The sequence below is a fragment of the Methylocaldum sp. 14B genome (assembly GCF_002005105.1).
In the GTDB taxonomy this organism is placed as follows: Bacteria; Pseudomonadota; Gammaproteobacteria; order Methylococcales; family Methylococcaceae; genus Methylocaldum.
This window is the reverse complement of record NZ_MSCV01000022.1, coordinates 1-13,262: the sequence shown is the minus strand read 5'-3', so window position 1 is coordinate 13,262 and position 13,262 is coordinate 1. Positions and strand designations below refer to the sequence as shown.

Annotated in this window: 15 protein-coding genes; all 15 read left to right on the top strand. The window is 56.5% G+C overall.

From position 1 onward, the window contains the following. Nucleotides 1-434: 434 nt before the first annotated feature. Nucleotides 435-935: a type VI secretion system lipoprotein TssJ gene (gene tssJ / locus B2A78_RS15945; protein WP_077731003.1), complete on the top strand. Its 501-nt coding sequence runs from the start codon at nucleotides 435-437 to the stop codon at nucleotides 933-935. Then, a complete protein-coding gene (locus B2A78_RS15940) occupies nucleotides 916-1,761 on the top strand; it encodes a hypothetical protein (protein WP_077731002.1) in 846 nt (281 codons plus the stop codon). The genes tssJ and B2A78_RS15940 overlap by 20 nt, the downstream gene beginning before the upstream one ends. Nucleotides 1,762-1,967: 206 nt before the next feature. Next, the gene (locus B2A78_RS15935) at nucleotides 1,968-4,304 is read left to right on the top strand and encodes a caspase family protein (protein WP_143735194.1); all 2,337 of its coding nucleotides are present in this window, start codon (nucleotides 1,968-1,970) and stop codon (nucleotides 4,302-4,304) included. A 275-nt stretch (nucleotides 4,305-4,579) separates the two neighbouring features. Beyond that, on the top strand, nucleotides 4,580-4,999 hold the full coding sequence (locus B2A78_RS15925; protein WP_077730999.1) for a GFA family protein: 420 nt from the start codon (nucleotides 4,580-4,582) through the stop codon (nucleotides 4,997-4,999). Between the two features lie 233 nt (nucleotides 5,000-5,232). Beyond that, a complete protein-coding gene (locus B2A78_RS15920) occupies nucleotides 5,233-5,859 on the top strand; it encodes a hypothetical protein (RefSeq protein ID WP_143735193.1) in 627 nt (208 codons plus the stop codon). Nucleotides 5,860-6,094: 235 nt separating this feature from the next. Beyond that, a complete protein-coding gene (locus tag B2A78_RS15915; RefSeq protein WP_077730997.1) occupies nucleotides 6,095-8,254 on the top strand; it encodes a P-loop NTPase fold protein in 2,160 nt (719 codons plus the stop codon). 691 nt (nucleotides 8,255-8,945) lie between these two features. Further along, entirely contained in the window at nucleotides 8,946-9,152 is a 207-nt protein-coding gene (locus B2A78_RS15905; protein WP_077730995.1) for a HicB family protein, read from the top strand. Then, nucleotides 9,145-9,366, top strand: a complete 222-nt coding sequence (locus B2A78_RS15900; RefSeq protein WP_077730994.1) for a type II toxin-antitoxin system HicA family toxin — start codon at nucleotides 9,145-9,147, stop codon at nucleotides 9,364-9,366. Before B2A78_RS15905 ends, B2A78_RS15900 begins: the two co-directional genes overlap by 8 nt. Nucleotides 9,367-9,952: 586 nt before the next feature. Further along, complete coding sequence (locus tag B2A78_RS15895; RefSeq protein ID WP_168175451.1) at nucleotides 9,953-10,453, top strand: Na+/H+ antiporter subunit E; 501 nt, start codon at nucleotides 9,953-9,955, stop codon at nucleotides 10,451-10,453. Further along, nucleotides 10,446-10,721, top strand: a complete 276-nt coding sequence (locus B2A78_RS15890; protein WP_077730992.1) for a monovalent cation/H+ antiporter complex subunit F — start codon at nucleotides 10,446-10,448, stop codon at nucleotides 10,719-10,721. Before B2A78_RS15895 ends, B2A78_RS15890 begins: the two co-directional genes overlap by 8 nt. Beyond that, entirely contained in the window at nucleotides 10,718-11,041 is a 324-nt protein-coding gene (gene mnhG / locus B2A78_RS15885) for a monovalent cation/H(+) antiporter subunit G (protein WP_205780803.1), read from the top strand. The genes B2A78_RS15890 and mnhG overlap by 4 nt, the downstream gene beginning before the upstream one ends. Continuing rightward, entirely contained in the window at nucleotides 11,041-11,313 is a 273-nt protein-coding gene (locus tag B2A78_RS15880; protein WP_077730991.1) for a DUF4040 domain-containing protein, read from the top strand. The genes mnhG and B2A78_RS15880 overlap by 1 nt, the downstream gene beginning before the upstream one ends. Further along, a complete protein-coding gene (locus tag B2A78_RS15875) occupies nucleotides 11,310-12,047 on the top strand; it encodes an MnhB domain-containing protein (RefSeq protein ID WP_077730990.1) in 738 nt (245 codons plus the stop codon). Before B2A78_RS15880 ends, B2A78_RS15875 begins: the two co-directional genes overlap by 4 nt. Further along, complete coding sequence (locus B2A78_RS15870; RefSeq protein ID WP_077730989.1) at nucleotides 12,044-12,361, top strand: NADH-quinone oxidoreductase subunit K; 318 nt, start codon at nucleotides 12,044-12,046, stop codon at nucleotides 12,359-12,361. The genes B2A78_RS15875 and B2A78_RS15870 overlap by 4 nt, the downstream gene beginning before the upstream one ends. Further along, nucleotides 12,358-13,262 (top strand): proton-conducting transporter membrane subunit (locus B2A78_RS15865; protein WP_205780802.1); only part of this gene is annotated, 905 nt, incomplete at its 3' end. The genes B2A78_RS15870 and B2A78_RS15865, both read left to right, overlap by 4 nt.

Below are 13,262 nucleotides of genomic sequence, written 5' to 3'. Positions count from 1 at the left end.
TCACTTAAAGAGGGAAGAAGACCGCGCTGCACGGGCAAAGGCCCTTGGGCCGCGCCCACCGCTCACCAACTTCCATGGGCTCGCTATGCTTTACTCGCCCGTCCGTGGGGCTCGCCCTTCGGCTAGAGCCTGTTCATCTCGCTCGTACGGCAAAACAGGCTTGGCGGAAGTCGTTGGCGCCTTCGGCTCGGGTGAATGGATTCAAGCATTCGTAGGTCGGCAATCCTTTGCCGACGAACCCGTTGGCCCAACTGCACCGTTGGGAAGGGATTCCCGACCTACGCGTGAGTGCCCGTACACTTAGGTATGAAAATGCTCTAGGCTTCGCCTGTTCAGTTTTGCTCCCGGCGGATTTGTGCCCATCCGACAACGCTTCTGATTTAGAGTGTTACGCCAAAATTTCCTTCGTTTATGAGTCAGCCAGAGTCTTCCCAATGCGTGTAACCACAGTTCTCCCGATCCTTGTAACCTTTCTTCTCCTCGCGGGATGTGCGGCGGATGAGCCCAAACCGACTCCACCACCGCCCACCGTCGTACAGTTGAGGATCGAGGCGCTGCCCGATATCAATCTCGACGGCGAGGGCCGTCCGTCGCCTTTGTTGCTTCGCGTGTATCAGCTTAAGGAGCTGGCCGCCTTCAACGGCGCCGACTTCTTCCAGCTTTATCAGAATGAAAAAAGCGTCCTCGGCGCAGATATCGCGGGCAAGGAGGAATTCATTCTGCGTCCCGGAGAGAAGCGCGAGCTTTCTTTCGAAGCAAAACCCGACGCAAAGGCCGTCGGGGTGTTCGCGGCTTACCGCGATCTCGATTCGGCCCAATGGCGAGCCTCCGCTGCGATCCCTCCGAATACCACAAGCATCATCAAACTGCGCGTAACCAGCGACCGGCTCGACTTGGGATCTCCCGAACCGACCGATGAAGCGCCCGCCAAATAGGTTCGTCGCCGCCGCGTTGTTTTCGGTCCTGCTAATTGCCGGCTGCGCATCGCCCGCTCGGCGGATTGAACACGCTGCGGCGCGCTTCGGATACCGGCCGCTCAATCTGGAGGGAAACGGCTTCAGGCTCGCGGCATTTTTCAAGCCTGGTGCGACAGGCGCCGGCAACAGCTTGCATCTCTATCTCGAAGGCGACGGAACGCCCTGGCTATCGCGCAGGACGATCTCGGACGACCCTACTCCCCGCGATCCGGTCATGTTGAGGCTGATGGCCTTGGACGAAGGCCCGGCTCTTTATCTCGGGCGTCCTTGTTATTACGGGCATTCGGCCGATCTCGGCTGTTCGCCGGCGCTGTGGACACATCGGAGGTACGGCCCCGAGGTGGTCGACAGCCTGGCGCACGCCTTGCGGAGCTTCCTTTCGAAAAACCGCTTCGAGCGGCTGGTTCTGTTCGGACACAGCGGCGGCGGCGCGCTGGCCGTTCTGCTGGCACCGCGTTTCCCGGAAACCTCCGCAGTCGTGACCTTAGCCGGAAATCTCGACATCGAGGCCTGGACCGCCCATCACGGATACAGCTCTCTTGCAGGCTCGCTGAACCCGGCCGAAATCAATGCTAAGGGCGTCATCGAATACCATTATCTCGGCGAGACCGACCGAATCGTCCCGCCCTCCGTCTTCGAACCGATCGCCAAACGGCGCCCCCAGGCCCAGGTTTTCGTGCTTCCCAACTTCGATCACCACTGTTGCTGGCAAGAAGTCTGGAAAGGCATTCTGCAAAAGACGGCCGATCTCGGATCAAACTCCGCAAGCGCCCATGCACAATGAATGCTACATTTTTAGAGCGTTTTCCGAATCGGTGTAAGGGATTCGGATATGTAGGTCGGCAATCCCTTGCCGACGTATCGGCTCGGCGAAGGGCTTTGTCGGCAAGGGATTGCCGACCTACGTTCTCCCCTCCTTGCACGAATCCGTACACCGGGATGGAAAACGCTCTAAGCCATCCCGCCCCGATCTCCGGAGAAACTGCAACCATGAAGCCGCTGCGTAAGACATCCTTAGCCCTTGCCTTATCCACCACCCTTCTGATCGGCTGCGCCTCTCAGCCGGTCAGTCAGGAGGAAGCGGCGCGCGCCGTCGAAGGTTATATCGAGGATGCGGACAAACTGTTCGTGGTCGACTGCCTCCTTCCCGGCCAGGTGCGAAAACTCGGGTCGCAAATGACCTATCTCAGTGCCCGCCGTCCGATCCGAACCACGGCCGCCGACTGCGAGGTGCGCGGCGGCGAATATGTCGCTTACGACCGCGCGAATTATTCATCCGCCCTGAAGGTCTGGCTGCCCAAAGCCCAGGAAGGCGACGCCACGGCCCAGCTCTACGTCGGGCAGATCTACGAAAAAGGCCTCGGGCAGGAGCCCGACTATCGGAAAGCGGCCGAGTGGTATCGGAAGGCGGCCGAAAAAGGCAATGCCCAGGCGCAGATCAACCTCGGACATCTCTACGAAAAAGGCTTGGGCGTCACTAAAGACAGCGCTGCCGCGAGCCGCTGGTATCAAAAAGCATCCGGGCTCGAAGGCAGCGATTTGAATTTCACGCCGGCGGTCGCGGCTTCCGATGCACAGCGGCAGGAAATCGAAACCCTGCGCCAGGCCGCCGAGCGCAGCCGTCTCGAAGCCGAGGAACTCCGCAGCGAACTCAACTCGACCCGGCAGCAGCTACAGGAACAGCAAGATGCTCTGCGCAAATCGCAGGATGAGATCGACAACCTTCGGGAGAAGCTCGCGAAGCAAAAGGCGGCCTCATCGACCGGCGACGATCCGAAGATACGCGAACTCGAGGAAGAACTCCGGCAGAAAACCGCCCTGCTCAAAACGCAGCAAGCCAAAGTCAGCCAGATGGCGGCCGCATTCGGCCGGGAGCGCCAAAAGCTCAAGCAGGAACTGGCGGCGGTCCGGACCCAAACGGCCCCGGCGAAGGCCGGTTCCCCGGCAGGAACCGGAACGAACGGCCAAACCGTCAATTCCGCGCGCAAACAACTGGACGAAGCCGAAACCGCGCTCCAAGCAAAAATGGAGGACTATCAAAAGAGGTCGTCCGAACTGACCGCATGGCTGACTCAGAAGGACAAGCCGAACGGGGACGTCTCGCGTGCGCAGATCGACCGCCGAAAATCCGAGCTTCAGAACCAGGCCAGAGAGATCGCCCTGCTCAAGGAAAAGGTGGAACAACTGGCGTTCAAGGTTCAGGAACAGCCTGCTCCGGAAATGCTCGCCCAGGCGGGCCCGCAGGTGGAGATCATCGACCCGCCCGTCACCATGACCCGCGGCGCGCGGGTGATTCAGGTGGGGCCGGAAGCCAGGGAGATCGTCGGGAAAATCGAGTCTTCGGCGGAACTGCTTTCATTGATCGTCAACGACAAGCCTCTGACACTCGATACCTCCGGTATCTTCCGGTACCCGATCAATCCCGGCGAATCCACGGGTTCGGTCAAGATCACCGCGACCGACAAGAAAAACAAGGTCACCAGCCTGGACGTCACCCTCATCGGGCAATCCGCGCAGCCTTCAGAGACGACGGCCACGGCGCCGGTTGAAAGCAAACGCGCGGGGCGGCCGACCGATATCCATTTCGGCAAGTTCTACGCGCTCATCATCGGCAACAACAGCTACAGCGCCTATCCTGCCCTGCAAACCCCGGCCAACGACGCGAAGAGCCTGGACGTCATCCTGCGCGAACGCTACGGCTTCAACACCAAGCTCCTCCTCAACGCCAACCGCCATCAAATCATGACGGCGCTGAACGAAATCCACAAAAAGCTGACATCGGAAGACAACCTGTTGATCTACTACGCGGGACACGGCGAAATCGACCCCAACACGAACCTCGCCTACTGGCTGCCCACCGACGCCGAAGTCGGCAATCCGGCCAACTGGATTTCCAGCCAAAGCATTACCGAATTCCTCAGCATCATGCCCGCCCGCCACGTTCTGGTCGTCGCCGACTCCTGCTATTCCGGCGCCATGACCGGTTCGGCCATCGCCAAACTCCCGGACGCCATGGACGAAAGCAAGCGCGCCAAGTGGCTGAAGATCATGGCCACCCGCAAGGCGCGGACGGTACTGACCTCCGGCGGCGTAAAACCCGTGCTCGACCTGGGCGGCGGCGGCCATTCGGTATTCGCCAACGCCTTTCTCAGCGTATTGCGCGGCAACAAGGGAATCCTGGAAGACTACGACGTCTTCCGAGCCGTGGCCGGCCAAGTCAAAGCCTCGGCCTCCAAAGCCGGTTTCGAGCAAATGCCCCAGTACGCCCCGCTCCAGCACGCCGGCCACGAAGGCAGCCCGTTCTTTTTCGTACCGGATAATGCGTGATGGAGAGACGCTTTCAGCCGATAATGCCTAGCTACATCGTCATGTCCGCAATGAAGGGTCGTCCTGGCGCTCCCAGGACGACCGTTTGCGATTGGAATGCCGGCAACCAGTGCACAGGGCACGTGATCAAGGCTAGCGCCGTTGTTTTAGACGTCAAAGTTGACATAAACAAAGACGTTGCATATGGGCGAATTCCGGATTCGATTTTAGTTTTGAGGTCGAATTTAAGTTAGGCATTACTCGTTCCGTCAAGAAATTATATGTAAGAGACAATAATGAACAGAAAAGCAAAATGTTCGTGTGGGAAAGTACAAATAGAGCTTGCAGGTGATCCAAAGATGGTGATTACGTGCAGTTGTTTAAACTGTCAAAAACGAACGGGCTCGGTATTTGGAGTTGGGGCGTACTTTGGTAACGACCAAATAGTATCAAAACAAGGCGACCCAAAGTTGTTCGTTGATACGAGCGATGATGGGAGAAAACTCTACCGTTCGTTTTGCCCTAATTGCGGTTCTACCGTTCATTGGGAAGCTGAGTTCATGCCAAACGCAGTTGGTGTGGCTGTTGGGTGTTTTGAAGATCCGAAGTTCCCAGAGCCAGTTGCGGCAGCATGGAATAGATCGAAACATGATTGGGTTAATTTTCCTGAAAGCTGGCCAAAATCAGATACACAGGGGTTTAAGAAAAATGCCTAACAAGGCAAATTCACTCGGACAAATTTCCGCAATGGATATTTTGTGCTTTTAATAGCACAAAATATCCATTGCTCCAATTTGCCGGTGATTTGCGGCGTTAGGCATCGGAAAGCGCGCGCCGCCGTTCATCTACACAGAAACCACCCTTGTCAACCGCATACGCTCACGGCCCCAAGCAATGCCGTCTCTGTTTCAGTAGCACCGAAGCCACCCTGTCTCTCGGCGACTGGCGCTTGCACAACAACCCCGGCTACTACGGGAGCTCAACGCCAAGCACTCTTGTGCTCGGCTTCTCCAAAGGAGCTACTCAGAACCGCGCCGCAGAAGCCGGAAACTTCGACAAAGTCGCGTTCGCGGGAGCGCGTCACCGTCTGGAGACTGTCTTGGCAGTGCTTGGGCTGATGCCGCGCGACAGATCCATCGATGACCTCATGACTGCCCGCGAACGAGAGTTTGGCGTCGCGTCGTTGGTAAGGTGCAGCTTCTGCAAGATGAAGGGTGGCGAGTGCAAGACGAGCGGCGACGTGATTCCCTCAGCATTCACCAATGCTGACACGGTGAGAATCATCGAACGCTGTGCGGCTACTCATCTCAAGACTCTGCCGCCCAGCGTGAGGCGCGTGGTTCTGCTAGGAACAGCCGACGCGTACATCAAGAAGACGAAAGCCATCTTCTCCGGGATGTACGCCAACTTCTCATCAGTCAACGAAGTCGCCTTTCGCGCTGGCGGTGCACTCTGGGTCTACGCGGCTCACCCGTCACCCGGAAACGGCCATTTCGAGTCCTGGGCGTCCGGCGCACAGGCGAATGCTTCTGCACGTAAACGCATGCTTGCGCAACGCGCGCTCGCCGACGCCTAACCCTTCGCTCGAGTGGACCTCCACCGGCAAGGCACTTGGCCCGCGAAGCGGATGATGGACCACACCGGCTCGCGGGCCAAGTGCCTTGCCGGCGTCGGCCCCTCAGCTCAAACGTTGAGGGTGTAGGAAAACGCTTAACTCGACAATTCAGTCAATGAACAATCAACGACTTACAGACCCAAAAATGATCAAAAATCGGGTTTTTCTACACCCTCGTTAGGCAACTAAAGAAACCATGAACTGGATACGCAGCATATTTTCAAGGAAGCAAGTTGACACAGTGAACCAAGAAGAAACAGAGACACCTGCGTCCCAAGTTAACCAGAAAGTGGTTCGCATTAGTGCAGACAACCCTATAACTAAATTAGAGGAAGATGCTCTTGGGCGTATTAAGCCTGCCTCTTCATTTGCAAAGCAGGTATTAGCACTCGATCCTGGCGAAGGCGTGGTGGTTGGTGTCTTAGGACCGTGGGGGGCTGGAAAGACTTCTTTCGTGAACCTATCTCAAGCTTTCCTCAAGGAATCAGGTGTCACGGTACTTGAATTTAACCCATGGATGTTTAGTGGTGCAGATCAACTCGTTCAGTTTTTCTTCATAGAACTTGCTGCTCAGCTGAAACTTCGCCCTGGCTTGGCTGAAATCGGCGAGCTCGTCGAGGACTATGGCGATACTTTCTCAGGTCTTGGCTGGTTACCAGTCATAGGGCCGTGGATTGAGCGGGGACGAGTAGTAACTGACATTCTTGCTAAGATTCTCCAACGCAAAAAAGAGGGCGTTAGGGCGAGTCAAAATAAACTGCGCGAAGCCCTAAAGAAAGTAGACAAGCCAATTGTTGTTGTTTTGGATGATATTGATCGTCTATCCACTCCAGAAATACGAGACGTATTCAAGCTCGTTCGATTAACAGCGAACTTCCCAAACATTATTTATCTCTTGGCTTTCGACCGCTATCGTGTTGAACAAGCTTTGGGAGAACAAGGTATTCCGGGGAGAGACTACCTCGAGAAAATCCTCCAAATCGGGATCGACCTACCTGCTGTGCCCAGCCATGTATTAAACTCTCAAATATTCAAGGCGATTGATTCTGCGCTCGAAGACATAGAAAACCCAGGACACTTTGATTCAGAAGTTTGGCCTGATGTATTTATGGAAGTCATTCAACCTCTCATAAGAAACATGAGAGATGTTCGTCGATACGCGGCTGCCATTCATGGCACCGTTCGAGATTTGGATGGACAGGTAGCTCTTGTTGATGCGTTGGCGTTAGAAGCAATTCGCGTATTTCTTCCTGATGTGTTTCATAGTTTGCATACTTCGGTAGAGGGGCTAACGGCTACGACAAATGGCTATGGCTACCGAGATGAACCGCCACATTTAAAGGAACAGATTGAAAACCTGGTAAGTGCCGGTGGTGAACGTGCGGAGTGTGTTCGCAGTCTGATTAGTCGATTGTTTCCCGGCGGCGCTAGACATTTGGGCGGCTCACACTACGGCGGTGACTGGAAGAATCGTTGGCTTCGAGAAAGACGTGTGGCCCATGAAGATGTACTCCGTTACTATTTGGAACGTGTCGTGGGCGAACAATTACAAGCCTTCTCAGATGCTGAAAATGCTTGGGCAAGAATCACTGACAAGACAGCTTTTGAGAGCTATCTGCAGTCACTCCCGATAGAGAGGCTACAGGACGTTATTTCATCACTTGAAGCATACGAGGATGAATTCGGTGCAGAGCATGTTGTCCCCGCAACGATAGTGTTACTAAATCTTCTTCCCTTGCTTCCCGATCGTCAGCGGGGAATGTTTGATCTAGACACAAGGATGGTCGTTGGAAGAGTTGTGTATCGTCTTGTGCGTGCACTCAAGGAACCCGATTCCGTCGAGATGGCGGTTAAAGAGATACTGCCTCAAATACAGTCTCTGTCTTCAAAAGAGAAGCTCATTTGTATTGTTGGATACCGTGAAAATGCTGGCCATAAGCTGGTTTCTGAGGCGGCTGCAAAAACTCTTGAGGCTGAATGGCGGGCTGAAGTACGCGCGACAACTCCTCAGCAACTTGCAGATGAGACTGGTCTACTTTGGACGTTTTGGCGCGCTAAACAGGAAGCGAAATCTGAAGAACCGGAGTTAGTAGTCCCGGACACTCCGGCAGTTACATACGCATTACTGAAGAGCGCGAGAAGTGAAACGCGGAGTCAGTCAATGGGAAGTCGCGCTGTTCGTCGGAAACCCCAACTCGCTTGGGATATTTTGGTCGAACTGTACGGGGGTGAAGATATTTTACGTGCTCGTATCGAACAGTTGAAAGCTACTCCGCCAGACGAAATTGGGGATTTGTTTGAATTAGCAGACAAATATCTTGCAGGGTGGAAGCCTAAAGATTTCGATGATGACTGATTACAGTAAGGAAGCTCTGAACAAGTGCGCTCTTCCAGCGATTTCGAGAGTCGAGCCGAGATTTTCCGCTTAAAGGGGGCTTTTTTCGCGAGATGGCGGCCCTCGGGCGGGGCTTTCTTCGTCCATTGCCCCGGTTTTTCGGGACGATGGACGGATTGATCCCTAGGCCGCCATCCACGCCTCCCGCACCCAGGCACAGGCAAATGGGGTCAGTTCTAACATTCCAACATCATCGTCGACACTTTCGGTGTAGCAAGCCCCCTTGAGATTTAAATATGCCGGCACTCCTTACCACATCACGGCACGGGGCGATCAGCGGGAGGACATTTTCTTTCCGGATGAGGACCGTAGGCTGAACTGCAGCGATAGCGAAAACCCAGCTAATCCAGGTGTCATAGAGCTGAGTTTCGTTCCTCAACCCAGCCTGTGGCGGTACCAATGAACTGCATTTTAATCATATTGTTCCGTTTTCGAAAGTCGGAACATCGTTGAAAGCCGAGAACATTCAACTTCTGTGCGCGTGTCACAACCTTAGAGAAGAGCGCAAAGATTCAATGAATACACATTGGGTTAGTGGCATAAGAATAGAATCGATCTATCTCCGAAAAACAGTGCGCGCTTTCCTCCACACGTTAAGCAAATCGTTGAGCGGTTATAAAATTTACCTCACCTTTTAAGAGAAGGAATCGTCATGGAACTTTCCGCTGTCTTAACTCCGGCACCCGAAGGTGGCTATGTCGCCTTCAATCCTGAAACAGGGACAACTACGCAAGGCGAGACTGTCGAGGAAGCCTTGGCTAATTTACGTGAGGCGACCGAGCTTTACCTCGAAGAATTCCCGTTGTCCATCATGGGGCGTCCACTACTGACAACTTTTCACGTAGCCGAACATGCCTAAATTGCCCGTCGTCTCGGGCGCAGAGGCAGTACGGACATTGGAATGGCTTGGGTTTATCGTTGTACGGCAGCGTGGCAGTCACGTTGTTCTTCGCCGTGGATCATCCGGGTGTGTTGTACCAAACCACCGGGAGCTGAAGGCGGGCACATTGACTGGCATTCTCAAACAAGCCGGCGTATCACCCGATGAGTTCATTACTGCGTTACGTGCCTGACATTTCTCAAGAAGCATTGCGGTCGACGCTGTTCCATCCTCACAAGTTAAACCGTTTTAAGATGTTCTTGCTCAGCAGTTTGGCGCGTCGGAATTGCTGCTTGCTATTCCCGAACATCAGCCTGCATAAGGCGGAATAGCGTACTCGCGCATTTCGCCGCATGGGGACATCCCTTTCGGCATATTAGAGCGTTTTCATCTCGCTCGTACGGCAAAACAGGCCTGCTGGAGTCGTTGGCGCCTTCGGCTCGGGTAGATCGACTCAAGCTTTCGTAGGTCGGCAATCCTTTGCCGACGAAGACGCTCGGCGGGACGTGGCGTCGGGAAGGGGGGCTTCGGCGCTCCAATCGCAAACGGCCTGGCCGGGAGCGCCGGCCACGCCCTTCCCGAAGACGCCGTTTGCGATTGGGAAGGATTCCCGACCTACTCGCGAGTGCCCGTACAGTAGGTATGAAAATGCTCTAGCCTCAGTGTAATGCACCCTACGCCAGCCCCATAGGTGGGCTTCTGCGTGTTCTCAAAAGAGGATGGAGCGCTCCGGTCGATCTGATATGATGGGGCCTCGGTTGACATGGAAAGTCGAGGTCATGTTCGATTTTTTCGTCAAATCAGGACTCAAGCGCATTCTGTTCCTGGCGTTATGCTGGTGGGCCTTGACGGAGGGGTCGTCGGCCTGGGCCTTCGGCGTGCCGGTCATTCTCATCGCGCTTGTTTCAAGCTTCCTCATCAATCCGTCCGGATACAGGCCCCTGTACGGTCTGCCCCGTTTTCTCGGTTTCTTTCTCTGGCACTCGCTGCTCGGCGGCATCGATGTCGCGCGGCGCGCCTTGCATCCGAAAATGCCTCTGGCGCCGGCATTCGTGGATTTTTCCCTGCGGCTGACAGACGAGGCGGCCTGCGTACTTCTCATCAACACCGTCAATTTGCTGCCGGGCACCCTGGTCGCCGAACTGGACGAGCAGCGGCTGCAGGTTCATGTCCTAGACAAGGGGCTGCCCATTCTCGAATCCCTGCGAACGGTGGAAGAACGGGTTGCGGCTCTGTTCGGCCTCTCCTTGAATCAAGCCGGGGATACGCCCCATGCCTGAACTGAACCTGGCGCTCGCTTTCTTTCTGCTCCTCAACATCGCCGCCGGATTGCTCCGGATCGTGCGCGGTCCTGCCTCGGCCGATCGAATGCTGGCGGCACAGTTGTTCGGCACGACCGGCGTAGCGGTCTTGCTGTTGTTGGCGGAGGCGCAAAACTTGCCGGCGCTCCGTGATGTCGCCTTGACTTTCGTGCTGCTCGCGGTGCTTGCGACAGTGGCGTTCGTAAGGCGGTTTTCCGATCGCAGCGACGGGGATGACGAGTCGTGAACGAGATTGCGCTTCAATGGCTTTCTGCCTTCTCGCTGTTTCTTGGCGTTTCATTCTTTTTTGCCGGAACCGTCGGTCTATTGCGCTTTCCCGATACGTACACCCGAATTCATGCCCTCACCAAAGCCGATAATTTAGGGTTAGGCCTGGTCATTTTCGGTCTGATGCTGCAGACCGAATCCTGGGCGGTGATACTGAAACTCTTGCTGATCTGGCTGCTCGCGCTGCCGGCCAGCGCCACGACCTGTCATCTGCTCGCCCGCCATACCCTGCGGTCCGAACACCGGACCAGAGTCTCCACTTGGCAGGAACCACAGTGATGCTCGGCGAAATACTGGATTTTTCGTTGGCTGCAATCCTGATTTGGATTGCCTGGCGGACCGTGACAACCCCTGATCTGTTCAATGCGGTGGTGCTGTTCATCGCCTTCGGCCTTCTGATGACGCTGGCCTGGGTAAGGTTGCACGCTGCGGACATCGCCATGGCCGAAACCGCCATCGGGACCGGGCTAACCGGAGCCCTGATGCTCGACGCCGTGGCGCACATCACCGGTAAACGCGGACGCCGGCGTGCGGGAAGGAACCCATCATGAGCGCGGTGTACGGACCGATCCGACAGATCGCCGCCGCGCTCGCTTGGATCTTGGGCATCGGCCTTAGCGCCGCGATAGTCGCGCTTTCCCGCCCGGACTTCGGCTTGGCGGAACTCGTCGAAGCGCATCTGGAGGAAAGCGGCGTCCGACACCCGGTAACGGCCGTGCTGCTGAATTATCGCGGCTACGACACTCTTCTGGAGATTGCCGTGCTGTTGTTGGCCGTGCTGGGAATCCTGGCATTCCGGCCTCCAGGCCCCGCCTCCATACCCGACGCCGCGCCCGATTCGAGCCCCGTGCTCGCGGCTCTGAGTCGCTTGATAGTTCCGCTCATCGTTCTCGCTGCGGGATATCTGTTATGGGCGGGCGCGCACCGGCCGGGTGGAGCATTCCAAGCGGGGGCTGTGCTCGCGGGGGGCGGCGTTCTGCTGCGCCTGACCGGCACGATTCCAAGCTTCGAGTCGCCGAATGCATGGTTGCGTGTAAGCCTCGTTGTGGGCCTCGGGGTATTTCTTGCGGTTGCCGCTCTGCCGCTGTTCGAGGGTTCGAGGCTGCTGGAATACCGAACGGCGGAAGCTGCGATGGCTATCCTGGTGGTGGAATCGGCGCTGACCGTGTCGATCGCGGCGATTCTCGCAACCGCTTTCATCGGCGCGGCACCTCCCCGCATTCGATGCATGTCACCGTCCCGACCGGCACACTCGGCGGAGGGCGAAAGAGCGGGACAGTCATGATCGGCGGCGGGCTGATCTATGCCATGGCCGGCGTGGTTCTGTTCGCCATCGGCCTTTACGGCTTCATCATCCATGCTCATCTGGTACGGAGACTGATCGCATTCAACATCATGGGCAGCGGCGTGTTCCTGGTCCTCGTGGGGTTGCCGCAGCGAGTCGCCGGAACGCCGCCGGACCGGGTTTCGGAAGCCCTGGTACTCACCGGAATCGTCGTCGCGGTCAGCGCTACCGCTTTTGGGCTGGCGCTGGTCCGGCGTCTTTACGACTTGACCGGAGAAACTCGCCTGCCGAACGATCCTCGGCCCGAGCCATGAGCGGCATCTCGTTCGCCGCGCCATGGATACCCTTGCTGATTTTGCTTCCTCTGATGGCCGGAGCTCTTTCCTTCCTGTTCGGACCGCGCGGCCACAGAAGCCTGCTGGCGGCAACGATGACCGGCATTTGGTTCTCGCTGATACGGCTCATTCTCGAATTCGAAAATGCGGGTCTCCAGCACTATCCGATCGGAGGCTGGGGAGCACCTCTCGGGATCGATCTGCGAGCAGACGGGCTGAGCCTCGCGATGTTGGGCATGACGGCGACCGTAGGAAGTTTCATCAGCCTCTATGCTCTGGGTTATTTTGCCGGCGACGAAAACCGCGGCATCCGGTTCTGGCCGCTTTGGTGGCTTTTGTGGGGGGCGCTCAACGCCGTTTTTCTCTCGGCCGATCTCTTCAATTTGTACGTAACCCTCGAACTGTTGAGTCTAAGCGCCGTCGGTCTGGTCGTGCTCGCGGGCGACCGAGACTCGCTCGCTGCCGGGCTCCGCTATCTTCTCGCGGCGCTGGCGGGCTCTCTGGCGTATCTCATGGGCGTAGCCCTGCTGTACGGCGCCTACGGCACCTTGTCACTGGAGCGGATGGCGGGATTGTTCCGCCCGGAACCCGCAAACACATTGGCGGCGAGCCTGATTACCGTGGGACTGATGCTGAAGACTGCCCTTTTTCCGCTCCATTTCTGGTTGCCGCCTGCGCACGGGAGTGCTTTGGCTCCGGTCAGCGCTCTGCTGTCGGGACTGGTCATCAAGGCTTCTTTTTACATGCTGCTGCGCCTTTGGTTCGAGGTCTTTCCGTCCGCGCTGACCGAAGTCTTTACACAAGGAATCGGCTCTCTGGGCGCCATAGCCGTGTTTGCCGGGGCTTGGCTCGCGTTTCACCAGGAAAAGCTGAAAATGCT

Coding starts and splice junctions, on each gene's coding strand:
- B2A78_RS15880 (WP_077730991.1), top strand. CDS start 11,041: ATGCTCGGCGAAATACTGGATTTTTCGTTGGCTGCAATCCTGATTTGG.
- B2A78_RS15905 (WP_077730995.1), top strand. CDS start 8,946: ATGGAACTTTCCGCTGTCTTAACTCCGGCACCCGAAGGTGGCTATGTC.
- B2A78_RS15925 (WP_077730999.1), top strand. CDS start 4,580: ATGAACAGAAAAGCAAAATGTTCGTGTGGGAAAGTACAAATAGAGCTT.
- B2A78_RS15895 (WP_168175451.1), top strand. CDS start 9,953: ATGTTCGATTTTTTCGTCAAATCAGGACTCAAGCGCATTCTGTTCCTG.
- tssJ (WP_077731003.1), top strand. CDS start 435: ATGCGTGTAACCACAGTTCTCCCGATCCTTGTAACCTTTCTTCTCCTC.
- B2A78_RS15890 (WP_077730992.1), top strand. CDS start 10,446: ATGCCTGAACTGAACCTGGCGCTCGCTTTCTTTCTGCTCCTCAACATC.
- B2A78_RS15900 (WP_077730994.1), top strand. CDS start 9,145: ATGCCTAAATTGCCCGTCGTCTCGGGCGCAGAGGCAGTACGGACATTG.
- B2A78_RS15940 (WP_077731002.1), top strand. CDS start 916: ATGAAGCGCCCGCCAAATAGGTTCGTCGCCGCCGCGTTGTTTTCGGTC.
- B2A78_RS15915 (WP_077730997.1), top strand. CDS start 6,095: ATGAACTGGATACGCAGCATATTTTCAAGGAAGCAAGTTGACACAGTG.
- B2A78_RS15875 (WP_077730990.1), top strand. CDS start 11,310: ATGAGCGCGGTGTACGGACCGATCCGACAGATCGCCGCCGCGCTCGCT.
- B2A78_RS15870 (WP_077730989.1), top strand. CDS start 12,044: ATGATCGGCGGCGGGCTGATCTATGCCATGGCCGGCGTGGTTCTGTTC.
- B2A78_RS15935 (WP_143735194.1), top strand. CDS start 1,968: ATGAAGCCGCTGCGTAAGACATCCTTAGCCCTTGCCTTATCCACCACC.